Genomic DNA, 13986 nt, shown 5'->3' with positions numbered 1-13986 from the left:
ATGGCAGACATGTACGCCTTTACGACGAGCGTCGCGGATTCCGCATCCAAAGACATTAACCGGGTCAAGAGCCGGATTCTAGAGATTATTGAATCGATTGACTCGAGCATGCAAACGCTCAGCGAGGAATGGACCGGTTCAGAGTACGAATCCTACGAGGAGATCCTGATGCAGTGGCAAAAAGGTGCTGCCGGCGTCGCAGGCATCCTCACCCATGTCGCCTCCGCGTTAGACGCGATTAACGAGTCAAACAGCGGAGTGCGCGATGAGATCCAGACGGCACTGGACGAGATCAAGTAGAAGCCCGTGAAAGGGAGCTGAAAATGACTATCTACCAGCCAGCCACAATCGCACAGCTGGCGAGAGGAGAACCACTCACTTCTCGTCGCCACAACCTCCCCCGTAGCACCAGTAGCCGAAAGGAACACTAGGAACAATGTCGCAATCCAATGAACTGTCGGTTGAGCACTCAGCCGTTGCTACCCACATCTCTTCCCTGCAAGAAAACCACACTCAGCTCACGGATCAGGCGAAGCAGTTCATCACCGCAATTGAACCGCTCAAGAACTCGTGGAAGGGCGCCTCCGTTGGGGCATGGGAAAACATGACCAACGCTTGGAGCGAGAACATGGAGATGATTAACCAAGCGCTAGGGACCCTCACCGGTCGCGTCGACGATGCCGGTCAGCAGTACCAGTCCGGCGAGCAGGAGCAGACTGACGAGCTCCAGCAAGCATTCGCGGGAATGAACTTCCAGTCCGGCCCGATCCTGTAACTCTCACTCTGTAAAGGAAGCACCCACTATGTCTATTTATGCCTACAACCGCGCAGATGCCGATGCTGCAGCGGAAGATCTTCACCGCGTGATGAACTCGATTGAATCGACCCTGGGTGTCATGGATTCGGACATCCAAAAACTCGCCGCGGGGTGGGAAGGTTCTGAGCAGGAGCAATACCGAGGTGTCCACGGGAAGTGGTCCACCGCTGCGGAAAATATCAAAGTGATCCTGGGCCAGGTGCGCGCTGCGTTGGATCAAAACACGGCGAGCGTGTCTGAGACCCGCAATCGCGTCGCGCGGACCATCGCTGGCGAATAAGCCGCGCACCTATTAAATCCACCACCCTCTCCCACTTCAGTCCGTTACGGCGCAGTAGAAAACCCCGTCGCCGGTAACGGGTTGACTCTTCGCTTTTCGGTTGCTCATCGCCTCATTACAGAAAGAATTGTTGGAGCTATGCCCGCGTCATTCCTCCCCCCTTTTGAAACGTTTTACGACGCTTATTTCAAGCTCGGCGGTTCGCCTTCTGCGCTGACTCGAGCAGCACAAAAGTGGCGCGAGTTCGGCAATGCCGCCCAAACCGCGTCCGATGATCTGCAGGCGATTAACAACGGCGAGTTCCTTGGCTCCGAAGGTGAGCGATACAAGAAACTAGTGAACGATGACTTCCCGGATCACTTGGCGATAACGAGCAGGGCACACCTGGGCGTGGCGGAAGCCATTGAAGAATACGCAACCGACTTAGCGGCTCGCATTCGGAACATGGACCAGCTTGAATTAATCGCGCGCGCCCATCACACCGACGTCAATCTTGCCGCCCAAGCAGTCAATGATGCCGAGCTTGCAGTGCTCGCCGCACCTACGTTAGAAGCAAAAGCCGCTGCAGAAATGAAGTTGGCAGCTGCGTGGTTGGACTACAACGGGAAAGTCACACTTTGGGAACGCGACTTAGAAGGTACAGACGAAATTAAAAGGGTGCTGAGCTCAAACGTTGACACCCACACCGGCACCATCAAGGCGCAGGAGAAAAAGGCTTTCGAGCCGAACCCCAACGCAGCAGTTCAGTTTTGGAACAACGTTAAGGATTTCGCCCACGAACACGCTGACATCCTGAAAAAAGTCGCTGCGGCGCTGTCTGTTATCGGAGGAATTCTGGCAGTGTTCACACCGGTCGGCTGGATCGTCGCCGCTGTCGCAGTCGGGATCATGGCCCTCCTCGCTGCCAGCGGCGCAGGCAGCTGGCTCGATGTTGCAGTAGAAGTCGCGTTTATGACGCCAATAGGCTTGCCCGGCAGAGCCATCAGAGCGGGATTAAAAACCACTTCGGCGGGTGCCCGGATGATGAACGCTGGGTCCAAAGTAGTGAGCGCCGGCTCCAAGGGGCTTTCGACGGTCAAGAACGCATCTATTCAAGCCGCGAAAGCCGCCTCGCGACGCTCCACAAACGCAGTGAAAGCAATCTCCGACCACGACTTGGTGCGATCATTTTACAACAGAGTGAGTATCGGAAAGCCTCAGTGTACCGGCGGTGATCCTATCGATATGGCTACCGGCACCATGGTGGATTTCAGAACCGACGTGTTCATCGACGGTGTCCTGCCGCTAATTGTCGACCGCAATGCTAACTCCAACCATGAACTTGGGCGCGCGCTGGGGCCGAGGTGGGTCTCCACCATGGATGTGCGCATCGAGATCTGCGAGAACGAAGTGCTCATGCTCGCCCCCGATGGTGCCTTGCTTACTTTCCCGCCCGCACCAAACGACGGGTCAGAAGTGCGTGCTGACGGTAGGCCTTGGCTGATGTCATACGCCGACGGGGCCTACCGGGTGCGCAACATCGCCGCGGGAGTAACTCACGTATTTCGCCTCTTTGACATCTCCCCAAGTGCAGCCAACGATGGCCAACTCGGTGTCCCCGATCAATCTCCCTCCCTCGGTGGGTCGTTTGTTGCAGCGACCATTCCAACCGGATCATTGGCCGACACTTTCGGCACGGGGATCGAAGTCGGCTTGTCTGCCACGGTGCACCACACGGGCGCTTCGATCGAATACACATGGAACACCGCCACCGGCCAAATGGTGCGGATGCGCCGTTCTGACGACACTATCTTGGACATCAGATGGGACACCGCCGTCAACAGGGTCGAGGGCATCGAGGTATCCAACCCCACCACGCACCCGGAGGATCAACCACAACGGTTGATTTCCTACGAATACGATCCTTACGGTCAACTCATCCGCGTGATCAATTCCGGTGAGGGCGCACTCCAGTACCACTACGATGACCATGGCCGGATATACGGGTGGACTGACCGCAACGGTGTCTCCTATTACTACCGTTTTGACGAGTTTGGTCGAGTGCAGGCCCAAGTCGGCACCGGCGGAATGTTCCCCAACATCCTCTACTGGGCAGACGACCACGGTGAAGACGCTCCTGTCGGCGGACAAGTCTGTGTGCTCATTGAAACCGCCGGTGAGTTCCAAGGCGACCCCCTAGCGTTAGGCGAGAGCGTGGTGAAGAATTACTTCGACCGGCTCCAACAGCTTCCGCTCTATCAAGCACTTATTGAGGGGGGATTGAAAGGTGCCGGGCTGACTGGTTGCGGACGTACCGCCGCGCGCGACGATGAATGCTGGACCGTACCCGAAGCCTGGCTGCATGATGAGCTGCTGGGCGACATCCGTCCCACGGTGTACCGCTCCACTCCCGCAGGCGATGTTTGGCGCCTCATCACCCCTGAGGGAGGTGTTGAAGACACCACGCACAACCAGTATCACCAAAAGACGTCGATCACGAACGTTGCTGGTGCCACCACCGCGTACACCTACAACGCTGACGGCGTGCTAGTTGCCACGGATCAGGACGGGCTGCGCTCCTACATCGAGGCAGGCACGTGGGGCCAACCTGTACGCATCGTCGACACAGACGGACAAGTCACCGAATGCGAAGTCGACGCATTCGGAATGACCCAATCAATCACAGATCCCACAGGCGCGGTCACCAGCTACGCCTACGATCTGCGCTCAAGCGGCATCGTTGCGGCATCTGCTACTTACCCCGACGGCACCACCGAAGATATTGACAGCGACGATGCTGGTCGGATTTGCGCTGTCACCGACGCTGCCGGGAGGCGCACGAGCTTTACCCGCGACGTGCGCGGCCTGGTGGTTGAATCCATCGATCCCATCGGTGAAAGCAAAACCATCGAGTACTCCCCCGAAGGCTGGCCCACCGCAATCACCCACCCCGATGGCACCACTATCACCGTCTTATACGACGGCGAGGGCAACCGAATTGCCACCACCAACGAAATCGGGGCCACAACCACCACCGACTACACCGTCTTCGACAAACCAATTGCCATAACCGACGCGACCGGTGCTACAACCCATCTGGAATACAACACCCAGATGCAACCAGTGCGTGTGACAAACGCTGATGGCAACACCTGGTCGTATATCTACGACCTCGATGGCATGCCCGCAAGCGAGGTCGACTACAACAACATAGCTACCACCTACACCATCAGCGCCGACGGCTTAGTCACCACATTGACTACCCCAGCCGGCACAACGACCCACACTCGCCACGCCGACGGACGCACTGACACGATTACCGACGCGCTCGGTACCACCCGCTGCTTCTACACAGATACAAAACGCGTCGCCCGCATCGAAGGCCCACAAGCCACGATCGACTACACCCGCGACACCTATGGTCGCGTCACAGCTGAAACCGTCACGCTGCCGAGCGGGGAAGCCACCACGCACGAATTCAGCTATGCCCACGCAGGGCACATCACCGAGCAACACCTCACCCTCCCCCTCGGCGGTACCTTCACAACCGGATACCGCCACGATGAAGCCGGCGCAATCACCGCAACGACCCACACCCACGCCCCAGACGGATCAACAATTGCCGAGCCGCTAGCCGAGTTGACCTACGGTGTCGATGCCCGCGGCCTTCGCAACCAGCTCAGCACCGGATCGCTCATCCGCACACTGACTTCCGACACCCGCGGGCGAACCACCGCCGACACACTCACAGCGCTCGATTCCGCTACCGACGGCGGAATCCGCACCGTCTCCTCGCGCATGTTCACTTGGCGCAGTGATAGTGCCCTCGAATCCGTCACCGACTATCTTCGCGGCGCGACCACATACACACTCGACATCCTCGGGCGCGCCACTGGTTTAAGGCGCAACGCAGGCCCCAACAACACACCCGCCGCGTTGAATGATGCCGCGAGGGGTGAAGAAACCTACGGGTTCTCCCCCGCCGGCGTGCTCAACATCATGGATACCCCTGCCACGCCACGCATCACCGAGACGACCTACAGTGCCACCTATAGAGTAGGTGCCCCGCGTCCGGTGTCGAGGTCGACGGAGCAAGACAATCGCGTCGAATTCGATGGCACAATGCCCACCCGTGTTGGGCGCACCACGTACACCTACGACGCAGCAGGCCGCGTCACCCGAACCGTCACGAAACGCATCGGTAAAAAACCACTGGTTCACCACTTCTACTACGCCACCGGTGCACAACCCATCGGGTTTACAACTTCGGATGAACCTGGTGTCGGCTATCGCTACGTCTACGACCCATACGGACGCCGAGTCGCAAAGGAGTTAGTCGATGCCTCCACCGGTGACGTCCTTACTAGGACCGTCTTCGCTCACGCTGGCGACCGACTCATAGCCGAACAAACCACCTACGACGCATGGGTTCCCGACTCCGCAAACTCGAACGACAGCACCCTCGGCAATTCACGGACCGTCCACCGGGTTGGTGCCGGATACGTGTGGATCCATGATCCCGCAACCGGTGCTCTCATCGGTCAAGTCACCCTCACGCCAACTAGCAACGCCCCGACGGACGGCAGTCCCGCCGGTCAGTCTCATGTATCAATTTATGGGCAGTTCATGCTCATCATGGCTGACCTCGCGGGCGCACCCCAAGAGCTAGTCGATCCCGATACCGGCACCGTCGGTGGCTATGCCACCCAAACCCTTTACGGAATACGCACCTGGCACGGCGAGCACACCTCTCCGCTGCTTCACACCGGGCAATATCTTGACGTCGAATCAGGCTGGGCCTACAACCGATACCGCTACTATCACCCCCACGCTGGCAGCTACAACGCCCAAGATCCCCTCGGTGTCACACCACGCTTGGCATCGGCGCAAGGCTACGTTGACCACGCAGCACACTGGGTGGATTTCCTTGGCCTGTACTCCTACCACCAGGTGGATTCACCACTTGGCCGCCCATCCGGTGTACATGGGCCGGTTTTTGACAATGGCCAATTCTTCGTCCCTAAGTTTGACGTGAGCATGTCTAGGACACCTGAGGTTGCAGAAACCCTGAGGAAAGGAATTGAAGAAGGCCAACCGACCCTTCTACAGCGAACCGAAAACGAGAGACTTAAGAATCGCAATAGGGCGGCCGCCATCAAGAATTTCGTACGCAGAAAAGGGGTAAGCCCGGACGAGTTCCCATATGCATCTACCTATCAAGGCGGGGAGGGGGCTACGGTTCATGGCGTATCCATTTTCGCGCAGCGCCAGCAGGGTGGAATGCTCTCGAGCTTTTATCAGAATAATAACCTCCGTGACCGCGACTATTTTCTGGTCAGGCTTGTTGATTGAAGGGTTAGACTAGTTAAACTATGGAAACTTTCGACGTTAAATGCGAGCTTTTTCACTACGTGTTCATCATCTACGGTGACTCCGACTATCCAAACGACCTCGACTGGACGAAAAGCCAAGTACTTGCAACCGCTCCTGCCGCACTCGCGGTCGGCTGCCCCTCAGACGATCCAATCAGTGCGAAATTCGACGCAACCTTCCACATCTCCGAAGACTATCTTGAGTGGGATGACGCATTTTTCGCCCACGCAATCGAGGTGGACGAGAAAGGATTCGAAGTCGTGGATGCAGTCAGCACGACAACCGAATCCGACAAGGGGGTTGTTGGTCTCGTCTTCATGCTTCCCTGGAAAGGGTCAACCGCGTTTCAATTCCGCGCACCACAAGGATTCGTAGAAGACGGAGACGGCAACTCCGTCCCCGTCACAGTTGAAGTCCTAGTCACGCCCGCGCCCGCGAACTTCAACACCAGAATGGAGCTTCAATGAGTAGGCCAAATCATGGCCATCCGCAGAAGGTAGATGGCGCTAGGTTTAGGACATAACAATGTCGGAAGTTGTTTGCACGTGGCGGCGCGCACAAAAGGATCTCGACGCAACTGCGCAGGAAGCTGCATCAATTTTCGAGGCGATGCAGCGAGTGCATCCGACGTTCAACGAATGGTTCCACAAGGGTTTCTCGCGCGCCGATGCAGATCGGATCTTTGAGACTTCAGTCGACGCACTACGAACCGAAGTCGAAAAAGGACAGATCGGGGACCCCGACCTTGGCTGTTCAATCGCTGCCTGGTCGCCAGCGGAACCGGGGCGAAGCATCAGCTTGAACCTTAACGTCGCTCCAGAGTGGAGGACGTGTAATACGGTCAATCTGCGTTTGCAGTCTGGCCTGCCAGATGGGCCGTTGCCTTTCGATGAAGACGTGTGCTTGGAGCTGTTCGAGAGCTTGATCGACACTATCCGGCCGGATCGTGCGATATGGACCTGTCATGCTTGGAAGTCGTCTCTCTACGGCCCGTTCGAGAAGTCCGCAGGATGGCTTACCTACGTAGCGCACCCATTCGACACCGATCAACTACCGAAATCAGCCACACATCGCCCGCTTGCCGACGGAACGCTCATCACCGCAGCCAAGACACCCGAACTCGTAACGGTCGAAGACCTCGAAGTCATCCGCACCGCAACCGCACCAGCGTAATAACGGACACAGGGAGCCAGCTTCCGCTGGCACTGACAACCGTCGAGCTGTGGCTGCGATTCACCACACCCACGAAAATGTCTTCGCGTCGACAGCGTCGACTGGCTCGGAGACTGTGAAGCGCCTCGGTGGGCATAGCGGCCCACAGCCGGAGATCACTTTCTTTGGGGCGAACTCTCATGCGGCCTATGGCAATAAGATGCACAAGGCCTATAGCGCGGAAAAGAAGGCCGCGGGTTATGTCACGAATAGTGGTTTGCCCGACTCGAGGGGGAGGTTGCGGCCCGATGCATACAAGATGAACGGTAGATACATCGCTGAGGTTCGAGAATACAAGCCTGACTCGCCGTCTGGCCTCGCGCATGGACGCAAGCAGCTCCGGGCTTACGTCGACTATTCGGAAAAATACAATCGCGCCATCGCAGCAGAAGCAGGTCCGACTGTAGAGCCTCCTAAACTCAAATGGTATCTCGACGAATACCCAAGCAACCCCACAAAGAAGAAATAGGAGTAATCGTGGCAACTACCAGGAAAGCCTTCATCCAAACGCTCGAAGCAGCGATCGAGGAACACTTCGAACCAATCAGCCGCAGATACAGCTGGGTGACACGCTCAGGCGAATTGGTGTGGATGATAGCTCTTGATGAAGATCCAGGCCGCCCGTGGTTTGGATTCAAACCTGTGCGTTACGCACACCGTGATTGGGTAGCCCCCGATATGAACAATATGGCGTGTGGTGCGATCGTTGATGATGAACCCGTGATCCGAGGGTGTCCGATTCTTTGTGTGCGGGGGCTTGGTTTACAAGTAGTCCGCGAATCGGTCGGGGTAAGCCACGGCTAGTTGGTTGATGGCTTGTTTCCACCCGGTGGCTTTCGCTCCTTCAATATAGCCGTTGCACTCAACGTCGCGCTTGGCTTTCTTCGCCCGCTGCGCAGCGCGCTTGTCCTCGATGTTGCAGATCATCAACCACAGCGTCTTCAACGCCGCGGTATCGTTCGGGAACTGGCCCCTGTTACGGGTAGCTTTACGCAGTTCAGCATTCAGCGACTCGATCGAATTGGTGGTGTAGAGCACCCGCCTGGCCGCAGGCGGGAACTGCAGAAACGGCACGAACCGCTCCCAAGCGTCGCGCCAGACTTTGACCGACTGGGGGTATTTTAGGCCCAGCTCACTGGCCTCGAAAGCATCCAGGCTGGCGCGTGCCGTCTCCTCATTGGGAGCGGTGTAGACCTCACGCAGCGCGCGAGAGACGCCTTTGCGGTCCTGATACGACACCCACCGGTTCGCCGCCCGAATCAGGTGCACGATGCAGGTCTGCACCATGGAATTCGGCCAGGTTGCCTCCACGGCTTCTGGCAGGCCTTGGAGCCCGTCGCAGCAGACAATGAACACGTCCTGGACCCCGCGGTTGGCCAGATCTGCGCACACCGATGCCCAAAATGCGGCGCCTTCATTGTCAGCGATCCACAATCCCAGGATGTGCTTGATGCCGTCCATGTCGACACCAACCGCCATGTAGCAAGCCTTGTTGACCACGCGGTGGCCGTCACGGATCTTCACGCGTAGCGCGTCGAGGAAGATCACTGGGTAAAACTCGTCGAGCTGGCGGTTTTGCCAGATCATGACCTCTTCTAAGACCGCATCGGTAATGGTGCTGATCGTATCCGGGCTCATATCCACCCCCAGGGTGGTGGCGAGATGGTGCTGGATATCTCGCACGGTCATCCCGCCGGCGTACAGCGAGATAATCATGTCGTCGAGCTCTGTGAGCCGACGGGAGCCTTTGGGCACCATCTGCGGGGTGAACGTGCCCGCGCGATCCCGTGGCATCGTGACCTCAACAGGGCCGTAGCCGGAATCGACGGTCTTGGTGTACGACCCGTTTCGGTGGTTGCCACCACCAGCATCTGTTACCTGGGCTTTCGCTTTGCGGTCGGAGTGTTCGTAGCCCAAATGGGCATCCATCTCCGCCTGCAGGCCGGCGTTGATCGACGCCTGCAAAAGCCCCTTGACCAGCTCGCTGGCGTCGTCGGTGGAGGTGGACAGCTCCCCGATGAGCTTTGCGAGCTCGGGGTTATCCATCAGCTTCTCGCTGATCTCGTTGACCCTGGACGGGTCGTGGCTTTTCTTCGGTGACACAGTAGTCATTATCGGTGAAACTCCTTCAGATCAGAGCCTCACACACAAACTTCCTGGCACCCTCCGTGATCCCAGTATTCGACGACTCTTACGCACTGGACTACTCCGCCATCCCTGGCCCACCGTTTGAAACCTTCTTCGACTCTGGCCTACCTCACCGCGACCGACGCTCCACCCCAACGAGTGACCCACGTTTTCTAGACCTTGCAACCCGCAAACACGACTACGAATTGTTCTTCCGAAACCTGAAAACGAACCTGGGTAAATTTCGCACCCTGGAAGACATGACCAACTACATGATCCAAACACGCCCAGGGGTCACCCGCGAGGCGATAGAAGAGTTCTACCAACAACGGCGCCAAGCGATGCAAACCTGCAACCGTTAACCACGTTGAAAGACACCAAAGAGTTTCCCAGTTTGTAAAGGAAGAAGTGAAGCCCGTCGAGTCTTGGAGGATTCATGGATTTCGGATTGCAGCCGCCTGCAGGCTTCGAGCTCGGCCATACGCAGGAGTATTACAAGGCGAAACTGCCGAGGTTTCATGTCACGGATGAGCCTTGGGGCAAGACGTTCACGGGCGGAATAGTGGAGTCGTTCGGTCAATCGGGGACCGTTTCAGGAGGGTTCGACGGCGATGTGGTGACTGCGTTGGCGATCGGGATCAGTGAAGACTCCACCCTCTGCGGCGTCCCGCTGTTCCAGCCGCTCGACCGGCTTGCCAACCAGCTGGAACACGCTGGCCTCGAGGTAGCGAAAATCGTAGCCGAGGACGAGGAATACACCCAGATGCACATCGCCTCTCCAGGATTCACGTTCTACGTCATCGCGGATCAAGGGCAACCCAGCGCGCTGTACTGGCTCAAACCGACCACCGAGGACGCCTGACCCCTTGCTCAGCGCCAATCCCGCCGTCAACGACCTCGAAGAGTTCCTCGCGCACCATGGCTGGAAACCTGCAGGCGATCACGCACTTGTGCTACCGGGCCCTCATCTGACGACCCGGTTGGAGCTATCCGCTCCTCGTCTGCAAGTGAGCAACGAGGGCGAATCGGTGGTGGCCTATTTCAGCTTGATCAACCCAGCACTGCAAAGCACCACCAACGATGGGTCGATTTACACCGGGGCACCGCATACGCTGATCAACGCAGCAATCATCGGCAAGATCCCCACCGCGTTGGCCACCGCAATCCAGCTCACTATCGACGGCGCGCCGTACACCGAACGCTACGCCCAACTCCATCACGATCTGAAAACCTTCACCGACAACATCACCGCAGCATGGGTCGCACAGTGCATCCCCGTTTCTGAGCGTTGCGAGGGCAACCAGCCCTACACCAGCGCTGCCAACCTGGTCACCACACTGCACGCTGAAGGTAGCTCTCACCTCGCAAATGAAGTCCTCGACGACTTCCTCAGGTACGCGTACGCGGGGCTGCCCGCACCGTCGTCAAGCGAAAAAGCTCACTTCGATGCCGCAGCGCAACTACTCGGCAACACTGCAGACACAACCATGGCGGCAGCACAAACAGAGCCACCTCCGTTGAGTGTGCCGAGGCACACCATGGCCATGTATATCCCCTCGGACGACGTCGAAAACGACACCATCTTCACTGTCGTCGATACCGGCATAAACGCCGGTGGCGGCACCGACCCGCGGTTGATTGAGTACGCAGACATCTGCGACCTCTTGGATGAATTCACCAACGTACGACTGCGCAGCCCAAGATTGCTCACCGCTGAAATCCACTGGCATAAACCGATGCCAAAAGAACTACTCGAATCCGCCGCACGCGACGGTCTCGGGGTATGCAACCTCACCACCGGCGACTACTACCTCGCCGGCGACGAAACCGGCCGGTTTACATCCGAGATCACCCACCGACTGGGATACGCCTCCCCCACCACCGCGATCCGAGCACTCGGACGCATCGAACGCGAAAGCATCATCGCCGCCGGTGAACCCAACACGGCAATCTTCCTTCTCGACGACCTCACCTCCGACGCACTCGGGATCCGATACTCCTTCTCCCGCCGCACCTTCACCATTGACCACCGCAACATCGCCGACAAGAACCAACTCATCACTGGATATGACTGCGGACGCGCCGAAGCCGCCCAACTCATCGACCTATTCCTCACCAGTCCCGAAACCGCCAGGGACTTCATTCACACCCACCGCCGCACGTAAACCAAGGGTTGCGGCGACAAGCAATGGCCCCTAGATCGCAGCACACGCAGAAGATGAGTCTCTGACGTATATAGCCCACCCTCCGCCGATCCGGATCCACTAAGTCATCGAATTGAGGTGGTTGCTGATAGCCACCGAGCTATGGACACGTCATACTATGCGAGAGCTACCAACTTCGAAATTCATCGGCTCAAGAAACACTATCCGGATATCTGATGGGAAAAACGACTCTCAGGTTCGTGTTTGATAACCGCGCAACCTCAAGGCCTCAAGCTGGGCAGCTTTGCCTCATGCACACCACTGCGGGATTCATCCCTGGTGGCATAGTTTCCACAAAGGCTCTATCCACCACCGCGGCGAAGGTGCACCTCTATCGCGCGCTGTTGCAGTCTCCCACTGACTGCTCCTTCTTCGAGCTGGTTGAAAGGAACGAACTCCTTCTTCCACCCATCAACATCTCCCGGACGGATTTTAAGCGCGATGGTTATATGCGAACGTTCAAAGCGCCCACCAACCAGCGCGACTCGGTTCCATCGCCTATCCCGTTCGACCGCTACTACTATCAGAAACTAGCTTATGCGTGTGATGTCTGGGGACTTCTTGGACATGGAGTCCAGGAAGTTTTTGGGCATGATGTCTAGAGGCTTTTTGGACGCGTGCGGCGGTGGAATAGTCCGATGGCTATTCCATTGCACAAGCGCAGAAAGGTCGCTGATTTCGATCCGGTCCGCGACGGCAAAACGATCACACAGTTTTGCAAAGAATTGGGCATCTCGCGTCAGACCTACACCAACATCAAAAAACGGGTTGCCCAGAAGGGTCGATCGGGCATTCTGCCGGATTCGACCGCCCCGAAGAACCCGGCGAGAAAGTTTGATGGCGCCGACAAAATCGCAGTCGTCAACGCTCGGCAACATCTGATGGAACAGGGGTTGGATTACGGCCCGTGGTCGATCTATTACTACTTGTTCGATTCCGTTGGTCCTGATCGCACCCCGTCGCGTTCCACCATCGCGTTGTGGCTTCATGAGTTGGGTTTTGTAGAAGCCAATGCCCGTAAACGCCCGCGCAGCTCCTATAAACGATTCGCCCGCGATTTCGTTGGTGAGCTGTGGCAGATCGACGGTCTGGTCTACCGGCTGTTCGACCACGCCCACACTCACGTGACTGTTTAGACCACGTTTTTAGTAACGGCGTGGTGGGTTTCCGGTAACGCCCGGGTGAGTATCGAGTAACGCCCGGGCGTTTGGGTTGGTGGCGGGGGTTATGGGGTCAGTCGCATGTTGGTGCCTTCGAGTGTGATGATTTCGGCGCCGGCGACGAGTCGGTTGAGGATGGATTCGGCGATGACGGCGTCGGGGATGGATTTGTACCATTCGTCGGGTGTGAACTGGGATGTCACGATGGTGGATCCGCGGGGTTCGCGCTCTGCGAGGATGTTGAGCAGCTGGTGTGCGGTGGCGGCATCGATTGGGGTGGTGAGGAAGTCGTCGAGGACTAACACGTCTGTGTGGTGGAGGTCTTCGAGGAAAGTGATGCGGGCTGGGTCGTCGTGTTTGAGCACGGCGAGGTGGTTGGCGAGTGTGTCGGTGCGGAAGAAGCGTGCGGAGTAGTCGTTTCGGCACGCTGCGGTGAGCAGTGCTTGGGCGAGGTAGGTTTTGCCGACGGAGGATTTGCCCAGGATGACAATGTTTTGTGCGCTTTGGCACCATTGACAGTGAGCGAGTCGGGTGATTTGCTCTTTGTTGATGATGCGGCCGGGCGTGTAGGTGACGTCTTCGATACAAGCATCGGGATTTGGCGATCGGGATGCTTTGAGCAGTTTGTTGACTCGCCTCTCACGCTTGGCCGCTACCTCTTTATCGAGTGCGTAGAGCACTTTGTCGGAGAAGCTCCAATCGTCGAATGCGGGATCGGCGGCGATGTCGATAACACTTTGTCCGAAGGCGGTCATCCGCAGATCTGTAAAGATCGGCAGGACTGATTCGTCGAGGAAGCGGGCGGATGCTGATGCTGGTTGTGGGCGGGGCATG

The 13986-nt window shown here is 57.5% G+C and carries 13 protein-coding genes and 1 pseudogene; 12 read left to right on the top strand and 2 right to left on the bottom strand.

Features of this window, described 5'->3' with window-relative positions:
• From CGLAUT_RS01190 to CGLAUT_RS01160, 7 genes are all read left to right on the top strand, one after another.
• A complete protein-coding gene (locus CGLAUT_RS01190) occupies positions 1-300 on the top strand; it encodes a WXG100 family type VII secretion target (protein ID WP_095659112.1) in 300 nt (99 codons plus the stop codon).
• A gap of 136 nt (positions 301-436) precedes the next feature.
• The gene (locus CGLAUT_RS01185) at positions 437-775 is read left to right on the top strand and encodes a WXG100 family type VII secretion target (RefSeq protein ID WP_095659111.1); all 339 of its coding nucleotides are present in this window, start codon (positions 437-439) and stop codon (positions 773-775) included.
• A gap of 28 nt (positions 776-803) precedes the next feature.
• A complete protein-coding gene (locus CGLAUT_RS01180; RefSeq protein ID WP_095659110.1) occupies positions 804-1097 on the top strand; it encodes a WXG100 family type VII secretion target in 294 nt (97 codons plus the stop codon).
• Positions 1098-1235: 138 nt separating this feature from the next.
• Complete coding sequence (locus CGLAUT_RS01175; RefSeq protein ID WP_095659109.1) at positions 1236-6428, top strand: DUF6531 domain-containing protein; 5193 nt, start codon at positions 1236-1238, stop codon at positions 6426-6428.
• A gap of 20 nt (positions 6429-6448) precedes the next feature.
• A complete protein-coding gene (locus tag CGLAUT_RS01170; RefSeq protein ID WP_095659108.1) occupies positions 6449-6916 on the top strand; it encodes a hypothetical protein in 468 nt (155 codons plus the stop codon).
• A gap of 58 nt (positions 6917-6974) precedes the next feature.
• Positions 6975-7622, top strand: coding sequence for a hypothetical protein (locus tag CGLAUT_RS01165; protein ID WP_095659107.1), 648 nt, complete (start codon positions 6975-6977; stop codon positions 7620-7622).
• Positions 7623-7671: 49 nt separating this feature from the next.
• Positions 7672-8130: a hypothetical protein gene (locus CGLAUT_RS01160; protein WP_095659106.1), complete on the top strand. Its 459-nt coding sequence runs from the start codon at positions 7672-7674 to the stop codon at positions 8128-8130.
• 293 nt (positions 8131-8423) lie between these two features.
• On the opposite strand, the gene CGLAUT_RS01155 is transcribed toward CGLAUT_RS01160, so the two are convergent.
• Complete coding sequence (locus CGLAUT_RS01155) at positions 8424-9773, bottom strand: IS256 family transposase (protein WP_290184376.1); 1350 nt, start codon at positions 9771-9773, stop codon at positions 8424-8426.
• 56 nt (positions 9774-9829) lie between these two features.
• Here CGLAUT_RS01155 and CGLAUT_RS01150 point away from each other — a divergent pair, with 56 nt between their 5' ends.
• The 5 genes and pseudogenes from CGLAUT_RS01150 to CGLAUT_RS01130 form a co-directional block, all read left to right on the top strand.
• Complete coding sequence (locus CGLAUT_RS01150) at positions 9830-10150, top strand: hypothetical protein (RefSeq protein WP_290185778.1); 321 nt, start codon at positions 9830-9832, stop codon at positions 10148-10150.
• A gap of 74 nt (positions 10151-10224) precedes the next feature.
• Positions 10225-10650, top strand: coding sequence for a hypothetical protein (locus tag CGLAUT_RS01145; protein ID WP_290185776.1), 426 nt, complete (start codon positions 10225-10227; stop codon positions 10648-10650).
• 4 nt (positions 10651-10654) lie between these two features.
• On the top strand, positions 10655-11953 hold the full coding sequence (locus CGLAUT_RS01140) for a hypothetical protein (RefSeq protein WP_290185774.1): 1299 nt from the start codon (positions 10655-10657) through the stop codon (positions 11951-11953).
• Positions 11954-12192: 239 nt separating this feature from the next.
• Positions 12193-12594 (top strand): hypothetical protein, encoded by a 402-nt coding sequence (locus CGLAUT_RS01135; protein WP_290185772.1) that lies wholly within the window; start codon positions 12193-12195, stop codon positions 12592-12594.
• Between the two features lie 36 nt (positions 12595-12630).
• Positions 12631-13125, top strand: a pseudogene (locus CGLAUT_RS01130) (helix-turn-helix domain-containing protein); the annotation flags it as partial.
• A gap of 92 nt (positions 13126-13217) precedes the next feature.
• Here the strand turns inward: CGLAUT_RS01130 and CGLAUT_RS01125 are convergent.
• Positions 13218-13985, bottom strand: coding sequence for an ATP-binding protein (locus CGLAUT_RS01125; protein ID WP_290185769.1), 768 nt, complete (start codon positions 13983-13985; stop codon positions 13218-13220).
• Between the last annotated feature and the right edge of the window lies 1 nt (position 13986).

It is taken from the genome of Corynebacterium glaucum, from assembly GCF_030408855.1.
Lineage (GTDB): Bacteria > Actinomycetota > Actinomycetes > Mycobacteriales > Mycobacteriaceae > Corynebacterium > Corynebacterium glaucum.
The sequence above is the reverse complement of the archived record's forward strand: the minus strand, read 5'-3'. Positions and strand labels throughout refer to the sequence as shown.